Below are 13,491 nucleotides of genomic sequence, written 5' to 3'. Positions count from 1 at the left end.
TCTTGTGCTGGCCCAGCGGGATGTTCGCTGGGTTACTTCTTCTTCGCCGCTTTGGTGGGAGTGATGTCCAAGGAGCCGGCAGGGGCAGCTGCGGCCCTCTTGTCTGCGCGCTTTTCCTTGATGGACTTGCCGGACTTTTTTGATGCCGTTTGACGCGGGGACTTATCAGCCATGATTGCTCCTGTAGCGGAGCCGAAAGGCTCCTTGCTACCGACGGTACACCCTGGCACCTAATGGAACTGTGGAGGGCCGCCGTGCGGGCACGAGAGCGGCTGACGGGAATCGAACCCGCGTATCAAGCTTGGGAAGCTAGCGCTCTACCATTGAGCTACAGCCGCAGCGCCCTCGCTCGAGCGGGGCAGAACTTAGCTTAGCGCAGATCTGCAGGCTCCCCGCCAACCCGGCCAGCAGCGCCTCCGTGTCCTTCAAGGCAAGACCTGCAACCCGCCGCAAGCCCGGGCGTCATCCAGTAACTCTTCAATAACGTCCGCGGTGCCTGCTAGGTCCGGCCGAGGGGCGCTGGCTAACCTGATCCGGGTAGCGGCCGCATTTGGGGGAGGCAGCTATTGCGGCAGCCGACGTCAACCACAGGAATTTTTTACATGGCAATCGCAGAGCACGAGGTCCTCATAGAACGCGACGCCATGCCCGTGTACCAATACCTCCTTGACGCGACCAATCTTCCCGCCTGGCGCAGTGACGTCCGGAGCGTGAAGCTCGTTCGGGGGCCCGCCGATGCCAACGGCGCGCTGTACCGCAAAATGGTGGCCGGCCGCTCCGGCCTGAGCATCCCGGCGGAACTGGAGATCACCAACCTGCGGCCAGGGGCAGAAATTGAATTCCACATCGTCTCCGGTCCCGCAACCCGCTGGGGCGGCTACTACCTCAGCAGCGAGGACGCCGGGACCCGCGTGCGGTTCGCCATGGAAGCAAAACGCGGCGGCCGCTTCGGCTTCCTCAGCAGGTTCACGTTCCTGGACGGGATGCTGCAGCGCCGCGTCAGCTCCGACGTGGCCCAGCTGGACCGGCTGAAGCACGTGCTGGAACTGCAGCCCGCACTCTGACGCTGCAATGCCGGGTGCTGGTGCCGGGGTTCGGCTACCGGTGCCGGCAGACAGCCTGGCCTACTGCGCCAGCCGCTGCCCGCTCCAGGGGCCGGTTATGTTCGACGGCGACGCGAGGCTTCCAGAGCTAAGGTCCCAGTACTGCACGGTGTCATTGGCCCGCCGGAGCGCCACGCCTGTGGAGTTCAGCCCGGTGACATTCCGCAGCGCCCGGATTCCTGTGACGTCCGTCCACCCCGTTGCGACGGTGGGCCTGGCCTCCGCGCGGACCGCGGTGGTGCCCCACCCGCGGTAGAGCTGTACGGTGCCGTCGGTCTTCAGCGCGAGGACGTCCTGGAAACCGTCGGCGTCGTAGTCCACCATGGAGAGCCGGGAGGCGTAGATGCCAGTGGCAATGGTGACCCGGTCCGCGATGTCGCCGGTTCCCCTGTTCGCATACATGAACAGGTTGCCGGCGCCGTCCAGCGCCAGGATCTGGGGCATGCGGTTGTTGGCGCACCAGCCGCCCACGGCCAAGGTCAGGGTGTTCCAGCCACCCGTACCGAGGGTGATGGGCGCCTGGAACCCACCGGTGGCGATGCCCCTGTACAGGGTCAGGTTGCCGCCGGTCCATTGGGTCAGGACGTCATAGGCGCCGTCCCGGTCCCAGTCGGTGACAAAGACTTCCTTGGCTCCGCCAAAGCCGGAGCCGATGACCTTGGCTGCGGCGTAGGTGCGGGGGCCGGTGGACGCACGGTTCAGCAGTTGGCCGGCGGAGTCGACGGAAACGAGGTCTGCCGGGCCGGTGATTGCCGCTGCGGCGAGATTGAGGGTGGGCGGCATGTGCTTGACGGGTGCGTCGCACAGGCTTGGCGGCGGGGGCGGGAAAGCTCCACCCGACCCGGCGCCGCCCGGGGAATCGAGGGTTCCCGCCGGCAGTGTGGTGTATCCGAAGAAGTTCACCACACCCCAAATCTGGTACGTGGAGTTCGTATAGGAGATCCCGGCGCCCATCACGTTGAAGCGCGGGTCGAGAAGCATGGCATTGTGGCCCGGTGAACCCTTCCACCACTCCACAAGCTGGGCGGCGTCCCGGTCGGTGCGGATGGCGATGACTTCACCGGCTCCGTTGTTGGGGTTCAGGGCGCGGGGATCAGTCCAGAAACTCGCGCGGTGTTCGATTACCTCACGCGTGGCGATGTTGTCCGACCATTCTTGCGACAACCCGGCCACAGTGGGGTGGTACTTGACCTTGTTAAGGCCGTTGGCCACCCGGTACTCGTTGATCTTGGTGAACACGGTGAGGATGGCGGACGAGTTGCTGTCCGGTACCAGTGCCTCGGTGGAAAGGGGGGCGGAGGAATCGGGAGCCGCGAGCTGCGTTGTGGACGGTGAGGACAGTTCCTGGTCCGGTGCCCACAGCGGAGGGATGGAAGTCGTTTGGGGTGTGGCCGGGGAAGCGGAAGTGGGTGGCGGAGACGGCGAAGTTTCCGTGGAGGGCGCAACCCCGGCATCGGACGGAGGGGCGAGGTCGGGTGCGGACGTGGCCGTTGGGGGAGCGGGCGCAGGCTCCGGTGTGGGGGCTGCCCCGGTCAGGGGCGAAGCGACGCGGATATCGGGGTCTACGGCAGGGGTGAGTTTCCCTGCCGTGTCAGCCTGCATGGAGGTTCCGCTGCCGCGGACCAGCGGAGCCTGCAGTGTGATGCTCGCTGTGCCCGAGGCCTGGCCGAAGGGCAGCGGCTCGGGGGGTGCGGCGGCAGACGAAGAGACCAGCGCCAATGCACAGAGCACGCCAATAAAAGACGGTGCCACTAATTTATTCACAACATCCCCAGCTCTGTTACGCCATTCGGGAGACCATTCCGGCGGCTTTCATTCGCAACATTAGCCCCACCAGGCCACAGCAACAACGGGAAAGTGTGGCTGTGGATAACCGATACGGTAATTTGGGACGGTGCTGATCTCTGACCGCGACATTCGAGCCGAAATTGATTCCCAGCGGATCGTGCTGGAACCGTACGATCCGGCGATGGTCCAGCCGTCGTCCGTGGATGTCCGGATCGACAAGTTCTTCCGGTTGTTCGACAACCACAAGTACGCGCACATTGATCCGGCGCAGGAGCAGCCCGAGCTGACCCGGCTGGTGGAAGTGGAGCAGGACGAGGCCTTTATCCTGCACCCGGGGGAGTTCGTCCTGGGTTCCACCTATGAGACCGTGACGCTGCCCGACGACATTGCGGCCCGCCTGGAAGGCAAGTCATCGCTGGGCCGGCTTGGCCTGTTGACCCACTCCACTGCCGGCTTCATCGACCCTGGCTTTTCCGGCCACGTCACCCTTGAGCTGTCCAACATGGCAACACTGCCCATCAAGCTGTGGCCGGGGATGAAGATCGGCCAGCTCTGCTTCTTCCGGCTGACTTCGGCGGCGGAGTACCCGTACGGCCAGGGGGAGTACGGTAACCGGTACCAGGGCCAGCGTGGCCCCACCGCCAGCCGCAGCCACCTGAACTTCCACCGCACCAGCATCTAGAGCACCAGCAGGCAGCCGCGCGCCTAAGCTCCTGCGCTCCCAATGCTTTGAGGGGCTAGGTCTGCGGGGCGACCGCCCGCGGCCGGATGAACGGCTTGGCCAGCGGCTCCACGTAGCGCGCGGCCAGCGGACCCAGCACCGCCATCAGCAGCACGTAGGCGGTGGCCAGCGCCGCGAGCTCATGCGGAACCGCTCCCGAGGCAACGGCAAGGCCCGCGATCACGATGGAGAATTCGCCGCGCGCCACCAGTGCGGCGCCCGCCCGGAAGCGGCCCGGCCGGGCGATTCCGGCCTGCTTGGCGGCCCAGATTCCCGTGATCATCTTGGTGCCCGCCGTGGCCACCGCCAGGACCAGGGCCCAGCCCAGGACCGGCGGAATGGAGGCGGGGTCCGTGTTGAGCCCGAACGCCACAAAGAAGATAGCGGCAAACAGGTCCCGCAGCGGCTCAAGGATGCGGGTGGCATTGTGCGCGGTGGAGCCTGAGATGGCGATGCCCAGCATGAACGCGCCCACTGCCGCAGAGACCTGCATGGCGGATGCGGCGCCCGCCACCAGCAGGGCGGCCCCGAGGACGTTGAGCAGGAAGACCTCGGAGTTCTCGCTGTGCACGGCCTTGGACACGTGGTGCCCGTGCCGCAGCGCCACCATCAGGACCACGGTGACCACCGCCAGGGCAATCCCCACCGTGGTCAGCCCGCCCAGGAAACTCACCCCGGCCAGGGTGGCCGTGAGGATGGGCAGGTAGACGGCCATGGCCAGGTCCTCGAACACCAGGATGGACAGCACCACGGGTGTTTCGCGGTTACCAAGCCGGCCCAGGTCCGTAATGACCTTGGCGGCGATGCCCGAGGAGGAGATGTAGGTGACCCCGCCCATGACCATGGCACCCACGCCGCCCCAGCCCAGTAGCAGCGCGAGCCCGGCGCCGGGCAGGAAGTTCAGGACAAGGTCCAGGATGCCGGCCTGCCAGGAACGGCGCAGCCCGGTAAAAAGTTCGGCAGCCGTATATTCCAGCCCGAGCATAAGCAGCAGGAGGATGACGCCGATTTCGCCGGAAAGATGGGCAAATTCGTGCATGCCTTCGAGCTTGACGACGCCGCCGGCACCGAAGGCCAGACCGCCCAGCAGGTAAAAGGGGATGGGCGACATCCCGATCCGTCCGGCCAGCCTGGCCAGGAGGCCGAGGCAGAACACAACGGCCCCCAGTTCAACGAGGGTCTGGGCCAACGGGTCCATGGGAACTAGCCGTGGCGCAGGATATGGGCCGCTGAGTCGAGGCCTTCCTGGGTGCCCACTGCCACCAGCAGGTCACCGGGGTGGAGGACGACGTCGGGCCCGGGCGATGGCAGCACCTCACCCTCGCGCATGATGGCCACGATGGAGACGCCGCTCCGGGTGCGGATGGACGCCTTGCCCATGGGCTGGTTCTGGAACGGGGAGTCGGCGGCGATGGAGAACTGCCGGGTGACGATGCCCGGGACGTCCTTGTGCTCCTCCGCGAGCTTCATTGCCAGGTGCGTGCCGCCCAGGAGGTTGCCAAGGGTGGCTGCTTCATCGCTGGTGAGCGGAATCGAAGCCTGGCAGGTATCGGGGTCGTCCCAGGTGGAAACGATGAGTTCCGTCTGGCCCTCCCGCCGCTCCACCACACCGATGCGGCGCCCGGAGGCGGTCATGAAATCCTTCCGGAGGCCCAGGCCCGGAAGGTTCGTTTCGTCCACGTTCATGGGTCCAGCTTAGTCCGCCTTCCACCACTTGGCGGAGTCCCGGACCAGGCCCCCATCGCGGTGTTTCAGCCGGCGGGAACGACGGCGACGGGAGCCTTTGCCGGTGGCTTCACCGGCAGCAGCACCAGGAGTCCTGCCAGGAGGACCACCATGATGCCCAGGATGCCCCACCGTTGTGCCTGGCCGGCAGGCACCAGCGGGGTTGCCAGGGTGATGCAGAGGGTGAACAGGGCGGGTGCAAGGAAGCTGACGGCCCGGCCGGTGGTGGCATACAGCCCGAAGAGTTCGCCGGACTCCCCGTGCGGTGCGAGCCTGGCCAGGTAGGCGCGCGACGATGACTGGGCCGGCCCGACGAACAGGCAGAGGAACAGGCCGAACACCCAGAACGTGGTGCTGCCCGCCCATTGCATGCCGAAGAAGGAATAGTTGCCGTTACCCAGGACCAGGATGGCAGTCCCGGCCACAAGCAGTCCCACCAGGGAGCCGGTGATGACGGCTTTGGGGCCCACCTTGTCGTCAAGGAACCCGCCGAGCATCGCGCCGATGGCCGCCACTACGTTCCCGAAGATCGCGAAGAAGATCACCTGGGAAAGGGCAAAGCCAAACGTGCCGGCCGCGATGATCCCGCCGAACGTGAAGACCGCGGCCAGGCCGTCACGGAATACGGCGCTGGCTAAGAGGAAGTAGATGGTGTGGGGGCTGGTGGCGTAGATGGCCTTGATCCGCCGGAACAACAGGCCGTAGCTGGCAAGGAAACCCAGGCGGGCGGCCTGGGGTGACCGGGGTAGTTCAGGGACGGCGAACAGGACGGGAAGGGCGAAGACGAAGAACCACAGGGCTGAGAAGACGGCCACCAGCCGGATGTTGAGGCTGTCCTGCGTGGACGCGCCGAACCAGTCAAAAGCCGGCTGGACAAAGAGTTGCAGGACGATCAGGAGGGCCACGATCCCGCCCAGGTAGCCGGCGCCCCAGCCGAATCCACTGACCTTTCCGATGTTCTGCGGCGTGGAAACCTGGGCCAGCATGGCGTTGTAGTTGACGCCGGCGAATTCAAAGAACACGTTGCCCAGGGCGATCAGGCAGGCCCCGAGGAGCAGGAACTCCGGCCGCGGGAACACGAAGAAGCACAGGGCCGTGAGGATGGCGACGGCGGCCGAGTTCACTCCCAGCCACAGCTTGCGCCGGCCGCCCGCGTCGGAGCGCTGGCCCGTCACGGGTGCCAGCAGCGCGATGGCGAATCCGCCCACGGCCAGCGCGGCGCCCAGCACGGCCGATGCGCTGTCCTCGCCCCCAAAGGCGTTGGACGTCAGGTAAACGGTGAAGACGAAGGTAGTCATCACTGCGTTGAAGGCCGCCGAACCCCAGTCCCAGGAGGCCCAGGCCAGGATGCGCCCCTTGCTGGAGGACGGGGTTCCGGCTTCGAGTTCCGAGGCCGGCTGCATTGCCCCCGGCGCGCTGGCGCTGTTCATACGATGAATCGTATCCGCCCGTGGCGAACACTCCGGGGAGCTCCGGCCCGTGCTGCCGGGGATTCTGCCCGGGTGGGGAGCCATTGAACGGGAAGGCTGGCAGGCACGCCTTGATAAACTAAACCCTCCCGGACCTAACTTTTTGCCGCCTGCTCCAACTTTTGACAATCGAATCCCTGACGTTGCGGAGAATACAGTGATCACAGTCCTTGCCGTGCACTTTTCGGTGGCTGTCCTCGCGCCCTTCCTCTTCAGGGTTTGGGGCCGGAACGCCTTTTACGCGCTGGCTGCAGTTCCCGCGGTTTCCTTCGGCTGGCTGATGCTCCAGCACGGCCCGATCTATTCCGGCGCCGGAGCCATCACCGAAACGTTCGACTGGATCCCCAGCCTCCATCTGGAACTGGCCTTCCGCATGGACGCGCTGGCCTGGGTGATGTCCCTCCTGGTGCTTGGCGTCGGCTCCCTGGTGCTGGTCTATTGCGCGCGGTACTTCAAGAGGAAGGACCAGGACCTGGGTGCGTTCGGTGCCCAGTTGTTGGCCTTCGCCGGTGCCATGTTCGGACTGGTCACAGCGGATGACCTCCTGCTGCTGTTCATCTTCTGGGAACTGACCACCATCCTGTCCTACCTGCTGATCGGCTTCGCCCGGACCCGGCTTGCCGCCCGGCGCTCCGCCCTCCAGGCATTGATGGTCACCACCGCCGGCGGCCTGGCCATGCTGGTGGGCCTCATCATGCTCGGCTACACCGCCGGGACCTACCGCATCTCCGGCATCCTGGAGCAGGCCGCGTCGCTCGCAACCGGAACGTCGGCCGCCATGGTGAGCGCCGCCGTCGTCCTCATCCTGGTGGGTGCCATCACCAAGTCCGCCCTGGTCCCGTTCCACTTCTGGCTGCCCGGCGCCATGGCCGCGCCCACTCCCGTCAGCGCCTACCTGCACGCCGCGGCGATGGTCAAGGCCGGCATCTACCTGGTGGCACGGCTCGCGCCCGGCTTCTCCGAGACCGCGTACTGGCAGCCCGTAGTCCTGGGGCTGGGCCTGGCCACCATGCTGGTGGGTGGCTACCGGGCGCTGCGGCAGACCGACATCAAACTGATCCTTGCCTACGGCACCGTCAGCCAGCTGGGCTTCCTCACCATGGTGGTGGGCTTGGGAACCCCCGATGCCGCGCTCGCGGGCCTGGCCATGCTGCTGGCCCACGGCCTGTTCAAGGCCACGCTCTTCCTGGTGGTGGGCATCATCGACCACCAGTCCGGAACCCGTGATGTTCGCAAGCTGTCCGGTGTCTTCCGCTCCTCACGCGCCCTGGGCATCGTGGCCGGAATCGGGGCCGCGTCCATGGCGGGCATTCCACTGCTGGGCGGCTTCGTGGCCAAGGAATCGGTGCTGGAAGCGTTCGTACACCACGCCCTGGAGCCGCACTCCGGTCCCTGGGGCCTGGTGGTCCTGGTGGGGCTGGTGCTGGGTTCCATCCTCACCTTTGCGTACAGCGCCCGCTTCATGTGGGGTGCTTTTGCGGTCAAGCGCGGCGTGGAGCCCACCCCGTTCAAGGCGATCACGCCCTCCTTCCTTGCCGCCCCTGCCATCCTCAGCCTCCTCACCATCGCCTATGGGCTCTGGCCGGTTCCGGTGGACGACTGGATCCAGCCGTACGCTGCGCTCTTCGCTTCCACAGCGCCCGACGCCGGCACTCCGGCCCAGCAGGCAGGGCACCTGGCGCTATGGCATGGCCTCACCCCGGCGCTTGGGCTGACAGCCCTCACCTTTGTGCTGGGTGCCGCCATGTACGTTGGCCGCAACGCGGTGGCCCGCGCCCAGTCCCTGGTCCCGGCGTGGGTGGACGGCGACCGCGCCTACCAGTTGACCATCGGGGCCCTGGATGACGTGGCGGTCTGGATCACCGGCCGCACTCAGCGCGGTTCGCTGTACTTCTACCTTGCCGTGATCCTCAGCGTGGCATTCGTCCTGCCGCTCGTGGCCATCCTGCTGGGCGGCAGCGCCATGCCGCAGAACATCTACCTGGTGGATCCCAACTCCCCGCTGCAGCTCGTAGCGGGCGTAGGGATCGTGATCGGCGCGCTCGCCGCCGTCAAGGCCAACAAACGCTTCCTTGCAGTCCTGATGGTGTCGGTGACCGGGTACGGCATCGCGCTGGTGTTTGCGCTGCAGGGTGCCCCGGACCTGGCCCTGACCCAGATGCTGGTGGAGACCATCATCCTGGTGGCCTTCGTCCTGGCCATGCGCAGCCTGCCGCCCGAATTGCGGGACCGTACCGGCGGCAGGTACCGGGTGGTGCGTGTCATCATCGGCTTGGGGTTCGGCGTGACCATGGTGTTCGCCGCCATCTTCGCCATGGGTGCCCGCACGGCCATTCCCATCTCGCTGCAGTTCCCGCAGCTTGCGTACGAGGGCGGCGGCGGGCTGAACGTGGTCAACGTGACCCTGGTGGACATCCGTGCCTGGGACACGTTCGGTGAAATCAGCGTGCTGGCGCTCGCCGCCACCGGGGTGGCCAGCCTGATCTTCGTGCGGGGGCGCGGTGACCGGCTGCAGTCCTCGGCCTCCGTTGCCGAGGGCACGGTGGGACGCTACCGCGGCGTGGACCCCGGCTCCCGTGACGCGGCAGCCCTGGCCATCAGCCGGAAGTTCGCGGCCTCGGCCAGCGACGCCTGGATCGTGGCCGGCAGGACACTGGCACCGGAACGCCGTTCCATCATCTTCGAGGTAATCACCCGGCTGATCTTCCACTCCATGATCATCTTCTCGCTGTACCTGCTGCTGGCAGGCCACAACCTGCCCGGCGGCGGCTTTGCCGGCGGCCTCACGGCAGGGCTTGCCCTGACCATCCGCTACCTGGCGGGCGGGCGCTTCGAACTCCGGGAAGCGGCGCCGATCAGTGCCGGCGGCCTGCTGGGGTCCGGGCTGGCCCTGGCTGCAATCTCAGGCGTGATGCCCCTGCTGCTGGGCGGCCAGGTGTTCCAGTCCGCCATTATCGAGGTGTGGCTGCCCGTGTTCGGGGACATCAAGTTCGTCACTTCAACCATCTTCGATATCGGCGTGTACATCGTGGTGGTGGGCCTGGTGCTGGATGTGCTGCGCAGCCTCGGGGCCGAAATCGATGAGCACATGGAGGAGCGGTCCGCGGAGGGCGGCCACGAACCGGACCACGACCGGCACGGGCAGGAACCCGAACGCCTCGATGGCCCGGACCAGCAGGAACAGGAACCGGACGGGATTCCTGCCGAGACCACCGCGAAGGGCCACGCATGAGCGTCAACCTGACCCTGCTGATCGTGATGGGCGCCCTGTACGCCTGCGGCATCTACCTGATCCTGGAACGCAGCCTTACCCGGGTGCTGCTGGGGCTGATGCTCCTGGCCAACGCCACCAACCTGCTGATCCTGGCCACCGGCGGATACGCTGGCCTGGCTCCGCTGTTTGCCAAGGACACGGCCGCCCAGGACTACAACGACCCGTTGCCGGAGGCCTTGATCCTGACCTCGATCGTGATCTCCTTCGCCGTCACGGCGTTCATGCTGGGCATCATCTACCGCACCTGGGTCCTGGCCCGCCAGGACGAGATCCAGGACGACCTGGAGGACCGCCGCGTGGCGGCCACCCCCAGCTTCGACGCCGAGGACGACGCCGAAATCCCCGCGGAAACCTCCGAGTTCCCGCTCACCATGCTCGGGTCCGACGGCCGGGACGTCTCCAACCACGGAACGGCCGGTGCCGGCTCTGAACGTGGAGACGGGAGCCAGGAAACAGGCGAGCCGGTGGCAACCTTGGTGGCCGGGGGCCGGGAGATGCCCGCAGAACACGCTGCCGCGGAGGAAAAGCCCGGCTCGCTCAACGTTGACCCCAACCCGGAAGGAGGCGGCAAGTGAACATTGCAAGCCTGGCCCCGCTCGCCGTCGTACTTCCCATCCTGGGCGCCGCCCTCACCTTCCTGCTGATCCGGCACTCCCGGGCCCAGCGTGGGGTGAGCATCGGCCTGCTCTCGCTGACCCTGCTCCTCGAATGCCTCCTGCTGGCGTCCGCCTGGAGCGGCGGCACCACGGCGGTGACCATTGGCGGCTGGGTGCCGCCGTTCGGCATCGTCATGGTGGTGGACCAGTTCTCATCGCTGATGCTGGTGGTGTCCTCCGCCGTGAGCCTGGCCGTGCTGATCTACGCCACCGGACAGGGCATGGCCGACGGCGACGAGGACGCCCCGGTCTCGATCTTCCACCCCACCTACCTGATCCTGGTGGCCGGGGTGTCCAACGCCTTCCTGTCCGGGGACCTCTTCAACCTGTACGTCGGCTTCGAGATCCTGCTGACCGCAAGCTACGTGCTGATGACCCTGGGCGGCACCGGGCCGCGCATCAGGGCCGGCGTCACCTACGTGGTGGTCTCCGTGGTGTCCTCCGTGCTGTTCCTGATCGCGATCGCCATGGTTTACGGGGCCACCGGAACGGTCAACATGGCGGACCTGGCCATCAAGCTCGGCGAACTGGACCAGGGCACCAAGACCCTCCTGCACGTGATGCTGCTGGTGGCGTTTGGCATCAAGGCCGCCGTCTTCCCCCTGTCCTTCTGGCTCCCGGACTCCTACCCCACGGCCCCGGCACCCGTCACCGCGGTGTTCGCCGGCCTGCTCACCAAAGTGGGCGTGTACGCGATGGTCCGCACCGAGACCCTGCTGTTCCCCGGCGACACCCTGAACACGCCGCTCATGGTGGCGGCGCTGCTGACCATGGTGGTGGGCATTCTGGGTGCGCTGGCTCAAAGCGACATCAAGCGTCTGCTCTCGTTCACCCTGGTCAGCCACATCGGCTACATGGTGTTCGGGCTGGCCATGTCCTCGGCCGTGGGGCTGGCGGCTGCCGTCTTCTATGTGGCGCACCACATCACCATCCAGACCAGCCTGTTCCTGGTGACCGGGCTCATCGAACGCCGGGGCGGCAGCTCCTCCGTGGACCGGCTGGGCGGCCTGGCCAAGTTGTCGCCCATGCTGGCCCTGCTGTTCTTCATCCCCGGCATGAACCTGGCCGGCATCCCGCCGTTCTCCGGGTTCCTCGGCAAGGTGGGGCTGATGCAGGCAGGCATTGAGCTGGGCACGCCGCTGGCCTACGCCCTGGTGATCGGCGGGGTGGTGACCAGCCTCCTGACGCTGCTGGCCATCGCCAGGGTCTGGAACCGTGCCTTCTGGCGCCGTCCAACCGACGCCGAACATCCGGACCCGGTGCTGCTTGCCACCCCTGGGACGAGGGCTTCCGGGCCCGGAGCCAAGGCCAACAGCACCGTGACCCTCCTGCCGCGTACCATGGTGGGCTCGACGGCGGGCCTGGTGGCGCTTGGCGTTGCCCTCTCCGTGTTCGCGGGGCCGCTGTTCGGGCTGTCGGACCGGGCGGCCCGCGACATGCTTGAGCGCAACCCGTACATCCATGCGGTCCTGGGGGAGGGCACCGCTGTACCGGGAGCCGCTGCAGGGACCTCTACCGGGGGAGGAACACGATGAGCCGCCAACGCATCTCCCTGCGCCAGGAACTGCCGCTCCTGGTCTGGCTGGTGATTGTCTGGGGCGCCCTCTGGCAGGATTTCAGCCCTGGCAACCTCCTGTTCGGTGCCCTGCTGGCCGTAGGGGTGGCCCGGCTCTTCTACCTTCCGCCGGTGGAGCTCAGCGGCCGCTTCAATATCCTTCATGCCGTGCCCTTTGCCCTGGTGTTCCTGTGGAAGGTGGTGGTGGCCAGCGCGCAGGTCCTCTACCTCGCCACGGTCCGCGGCGCCAAGGTGACCAACGCCGTCGTCGCCGTACGGCTGCGCAGCCACCAGGACCTGATCGTCACCGCCACCGGGCATGTCATTTCCCTGATCCCGGGGTCGCTGGTGGTGGAGGTGGACCGCTCCACATCCACCCTCTACCTACATGCACTCAACATCACCTCCCCGGAAGACGTGGAGGGCCTGCGGAACGAAGTGCGGTCCATTGAGGCCGGCCTGATCCGCATCATGGGCAGCCGGGAAGAACTTGAAGCCGTCCGAATGGAGGCCGCCGCATGATGCCCGTTGTCCTGGCTGTTACAGCCGTCATCTTCTCGCTGGCCGCCGCCGGAGCGATCATCAGGATTGCCCGCGGGCCGTCGCTGCTGGACCGGGTTCTCGCCACCGACGTCCTGCTGGCCATCCTGGGCGGGGCGCTGTGCATCGACATGGCCGTGAACCGGCACCTGAACAACCTGATGCTGGTGGTGGCCATCTCCATTATTGGCTTCATTGGATCTGTGACCGTGGCACGCTTCGTAGCAGACCGGAGGGTGAAACCCGATGAATCCTGACTTCTCCGGCCCCGACGCCTGGATCGACCTGGTTTCGGCCATATTCATGGTGGTGGGGGCACTCATGTCCCTGGGCGCGGCCATCGGCCTGCTCCGCTTTCCGGACCTGCTGAGCCGCATGCACGCGGCCACCAAGCCCCAGGTGCTGGGCCTGTTCCTCCTGCTGGCCGCCATTGGGCTGCAGATGCGGACGTGGTGGGTGTGGCCGGTGCTGGTGGTGGCCTGGATCTTCCAACTTCTGACGGTGCCGGTGTCCGCGCACATGGTGGGCCGCGCAGGCTACCGCACCAAGCACCTGCACCGGGAACTGCTCACCGCCGATGAGCTGGAGGCCGTGGTGCAAAAAGCCGCCGCCGAGGCTGCCCGGAAGGACAGCCCCGACGACGGCCGGCAGCGGTAAGGA

Annotated in this window: 13 protein-coding genes and 1 tRNA gene; 8 read left to right on the top strand and 6 right to left on the bottom strand. The window is 66.7% G+C overall.

Annotated elements, in window-relative coordinates; all coding sequences use genetic code 11:
- Positions 1 to 32: 32 nt before the first annotated feature.
- Both LFT46_RS18930 and LFT46_RS18925 read right to left on the bottom strand, forming a co-directional pair.
- Complete coding sequence (locus tag LFT46_RS18930; protein ID WP_236799972.1) at positions 33 to 173, bottom strand: hypothetical protein; 141 nt, start codon at positions 171 to 173, stop codon at positions 33 to 35.
- A 94-nt stretch (positions 174 to 267) separates the two neighbouring features.
- Positions 268 to 338 (bottom strand) — tRNA-Gly (locus LFT46_RS18925).
- Between the two features lie 264 nt (positions 339 to 602).
- Here LFT46_RS18925 and LFT46_RS18920 point away from each other — a divergent pair.
- Positions 603 to 1,064 carry an SRPBCC family protein gene (locus LFT46_RS18920; protein ID WP_236799971.1) on the top strand — a complete coding sequence of 154 codons (462 nt, stop codon included), beginning with the start codon at positions 603 to 605 and terminating at the stop codon, positions 1,062 to 1,064.
- A 60-nt stretch (positions 1,065 to 1,124) separates the two neighbouring features.
- On the opposite strand, the gene LFT46_RS18915 is transcribed toward LFT46_RS18920, so the two are convergent.
- Complete coding sequence (locus LFT46_RS18915) at positions 1,125 to 2,855, bottom strand: CAP domain-containing protein (RefSeq protein ID WP_236820677.1); 1,731 nt, start codon at positions 2,853 to 2,855, stop codon at positions 1,125 to 1,127.
- Positions 2,856 to 2,997: 142 nt separating this feature from the next.
- On the opposite strand from LFT46_RS18915, the gene dcd reads away from it, so the two are divergent.
- Positions 2,998 to 3,573, top strand: coding sequence for a dCTP deaminase (dcd, locus tag LFT46_RS18910; protein WP_236820676.1), 576 nt, complete (start codon positions 2,998 to 3,000; stop codon positions 3,571 to 3,573).
- 55 nt (positions 3,574 to 3,628) lie between these two features.
- Here the strand turns inward: dcd and LFT46_RS18905 are convergent, their stop codons facing one another.
- The 3 genes from LFT46_RS18905 to LFT46_RS18895 all read right to left on the bottom strand — a co-directional run bounded on the left by LFT46_RS18905 (position 3,629) and on the right by LFT46_RS18895 (position 6,767).
- Entirely contained in the window at positions 3,629 to 4,810 is a 1,182-nt protein-coding gene (locus LFT46_RS18905; RefSeq protein ID WP_236799968.1) for a cation:proton antiporter, read from the bottom strand.
- 5 nt (positions 4,811 to 4,815) lie between these two features.
- Positions 4,816 to 5,298, bottom strand: a complete 483-nt coding sequence (locus LFT46_RS18900; RefSeq protein ID WP_142132335.1) for a cation:proton antiporter regulatory subunit — start codon at positions 5,296 to 5,298, stop codon at positions 4,816 to 4,818.
- 65 nt (positions 5,299 to 5,363) lie between these two features.
- The gene (locus tag LFT46_RS18895; protein WP_236820675.1) at positions 5,364 to 6,767 is read right to left on the bottom strand and encodes an MFS transporter; all 1,404 of its coding nucleotides are present in this window, start codon (positions 6,765 to 6,767) and stop codon (positions 5,364 to 5,366) included.
- Positions 6,768 to 6,963: 196 nt separating this feature from the next.
- Here LFT46_RS18895 and LFT46_RS18890 point away from each other — a divergent pair, with 196 nt between their 5' ends.
- The 6 genes from LFT46_RS18890 to mnhG are packed head-to-tail and all read left to right on the top strand — an operon-like array spanning position 6,964 to position 13,488.
- The gene (locus LFT46_RS18890; protein ID WP_236820674.1) at positions 6,964 to 10,038 is read left to right on the top strand and encodes a Na+/H+ antiporter subunit A; all 3,075 of its coding nucleotides are present in this window, start codon (positions 6,964 to 6,966) and stop codon (positions 10,036 to 10,038) included.
- Entirely contained in the window at positions 10,035 to 10,655 is a 621-nt protein-coding gene (locus LFT46_RS18885; protein WP_236820673.1) for a Na(+)/H(+) antiporter subunit C, read from the top strand. Before LFT46_RS18890 ends, LFT46_RS18885 begins: the two co-directional genes overlap by 4 nt.
- The gene (locus LFT46_RS18880) at positions 10,652 to 12,271 is read left to right on the top strand and encodes a Na+/H+ antiporter subunit D (protein WP_236820672.1); all 1,620 of its coding nucleotides are present in this window, start codon (positions 10,652 to 10,654) and stop codon (positions 12,269 to 12,271) included. The genes LFT46_RS18885 and LFT46_RS18880 overlap by 4 nt, the downstream gene beginning before the upstream one ends.
- Positions 12,268 to 12,813 carry a Na+/H+ antiporter subunit E gene (locus LFT46_RS18875; protein WP_236820671.1) on the top strand — a complete coding sequence of 182 codons (546 nt, stop codon included), beginning with the start codon at positions 12,268 to 12,270 and terminating at the stop codon, positions 12,811 to 12,813. The genes LFT46_RS18880 and LFT46_RS18875 overlap by 4 nt, the downstream gene beginning before the upstream one ends.
- On the top strand, positions 12,810 to 13,088 hold the full coding sequence (locus LFT46_RS18870; protein WP_236820670.1) for a monovalent cation/H+ antiporter complex subunit F: 279 nt from the start codon (positions 12,810 to 12,812) through the stop codon (positions 13,086 to 13,088). Before LFT46_RS18875 ends, LFT46_RS18870 begins: the two co-directional genes overlap by 4 nt.
- Entirely contained in the window at positions 13,078 to 13,488 is a 411-nt protein-coding gene (gene mnhG / locus LFT46_RS18865) for a monovalent cation/H(+) antiporter subunit G (RefSeq protein ID WP_236820669.1), read from the top strand. Before LFT46_RS18870 ends, mnhG begins: the two co-directional genes overlap by 11 nt.
- Positions 13,489 to 13,491 lie beyond the last annotated feature (3 nt).

Origin of the sequence: Arthrobacter sp. FW306-07-I, from assembly GCF_021800405.1 — a bacterium.
In the GTDB taxonomy this organism is placed as follows: Bacteria; Actinomycetota; Actinomycetes; order Actinomycetales; family Micrococcaceae; genus Arthrobacter.
Note: the sequence above shows the minus strand (reverse complement) of the source record. Positions and strands in the feature narration are given on the sequence as shown.

Bases quoted from the DNA above. Each gene is read 5' to 3' on its own strand.
- LFT46_RS18900 (WP_142132335.1), bottom strand. From the start codon at position 5,298: ATGAACGTGGACGAAACGAACCTTCCGGGCCTGGGCCTCCGGAAGGAT.
- LFT46_RS18895 (WP_236820675.1), bottom strand. From the start codon at position 6,767: ATGAACAGCGCCAGCGCGCCGGGGGCAATGCAGCCGGCCTCGGAACTC.
- mnhG (WP_236820669.1), top strand. From the start codon at position 13,078: ATGAATCCTGACTTCTCCGGCCCCGACGCCTGGATCGACCTGGTTTCG.
- LFT46_RS18930 (WP_236799972.1), bottom strand. From the start codon at position 173: ATGGCTGATAAGTCCCCGCGTCAAACGGCATCAAAAAAGTCCGGCAAG.
- LFT46_RS18885 (WP_236820673.1), top strand. From the start codon at position 10,035: ATGAGCGTCAACCTGACCCTGCTGATCGTGATGGGCGCCCTGTACGCC.
- LFT46_RS18920 (WP_236799971.1), top strand. From the start codon at position 603: ATGGCAATCGCAGAGCACGAGGTCCTCATAGAACGCGACGCCATGCCC.
- LFT46_RS18875 (WP_236820671.1), top strand. From the start codon at position 12,268: ATGAGCCGCCAACGCATCTCCCTGCGCCAGGAACTGCCGCTCCTGGTC.
- LFT46_RS18905 (WP_236799968.1), bottom strand. From the start codon at position 4,810: ATGGACCCGTTGGCCCAGACCCTCGTTGAACTGGGGGCCGTTGTGTTC.
- LFT46_RS18870 (WP_236820670.1), top strand. From the start codon at position 12,810: ATGATGCCCGTTGTCCTGGCTGTTACAGCCGTCATCTTCTCGCTGGCC.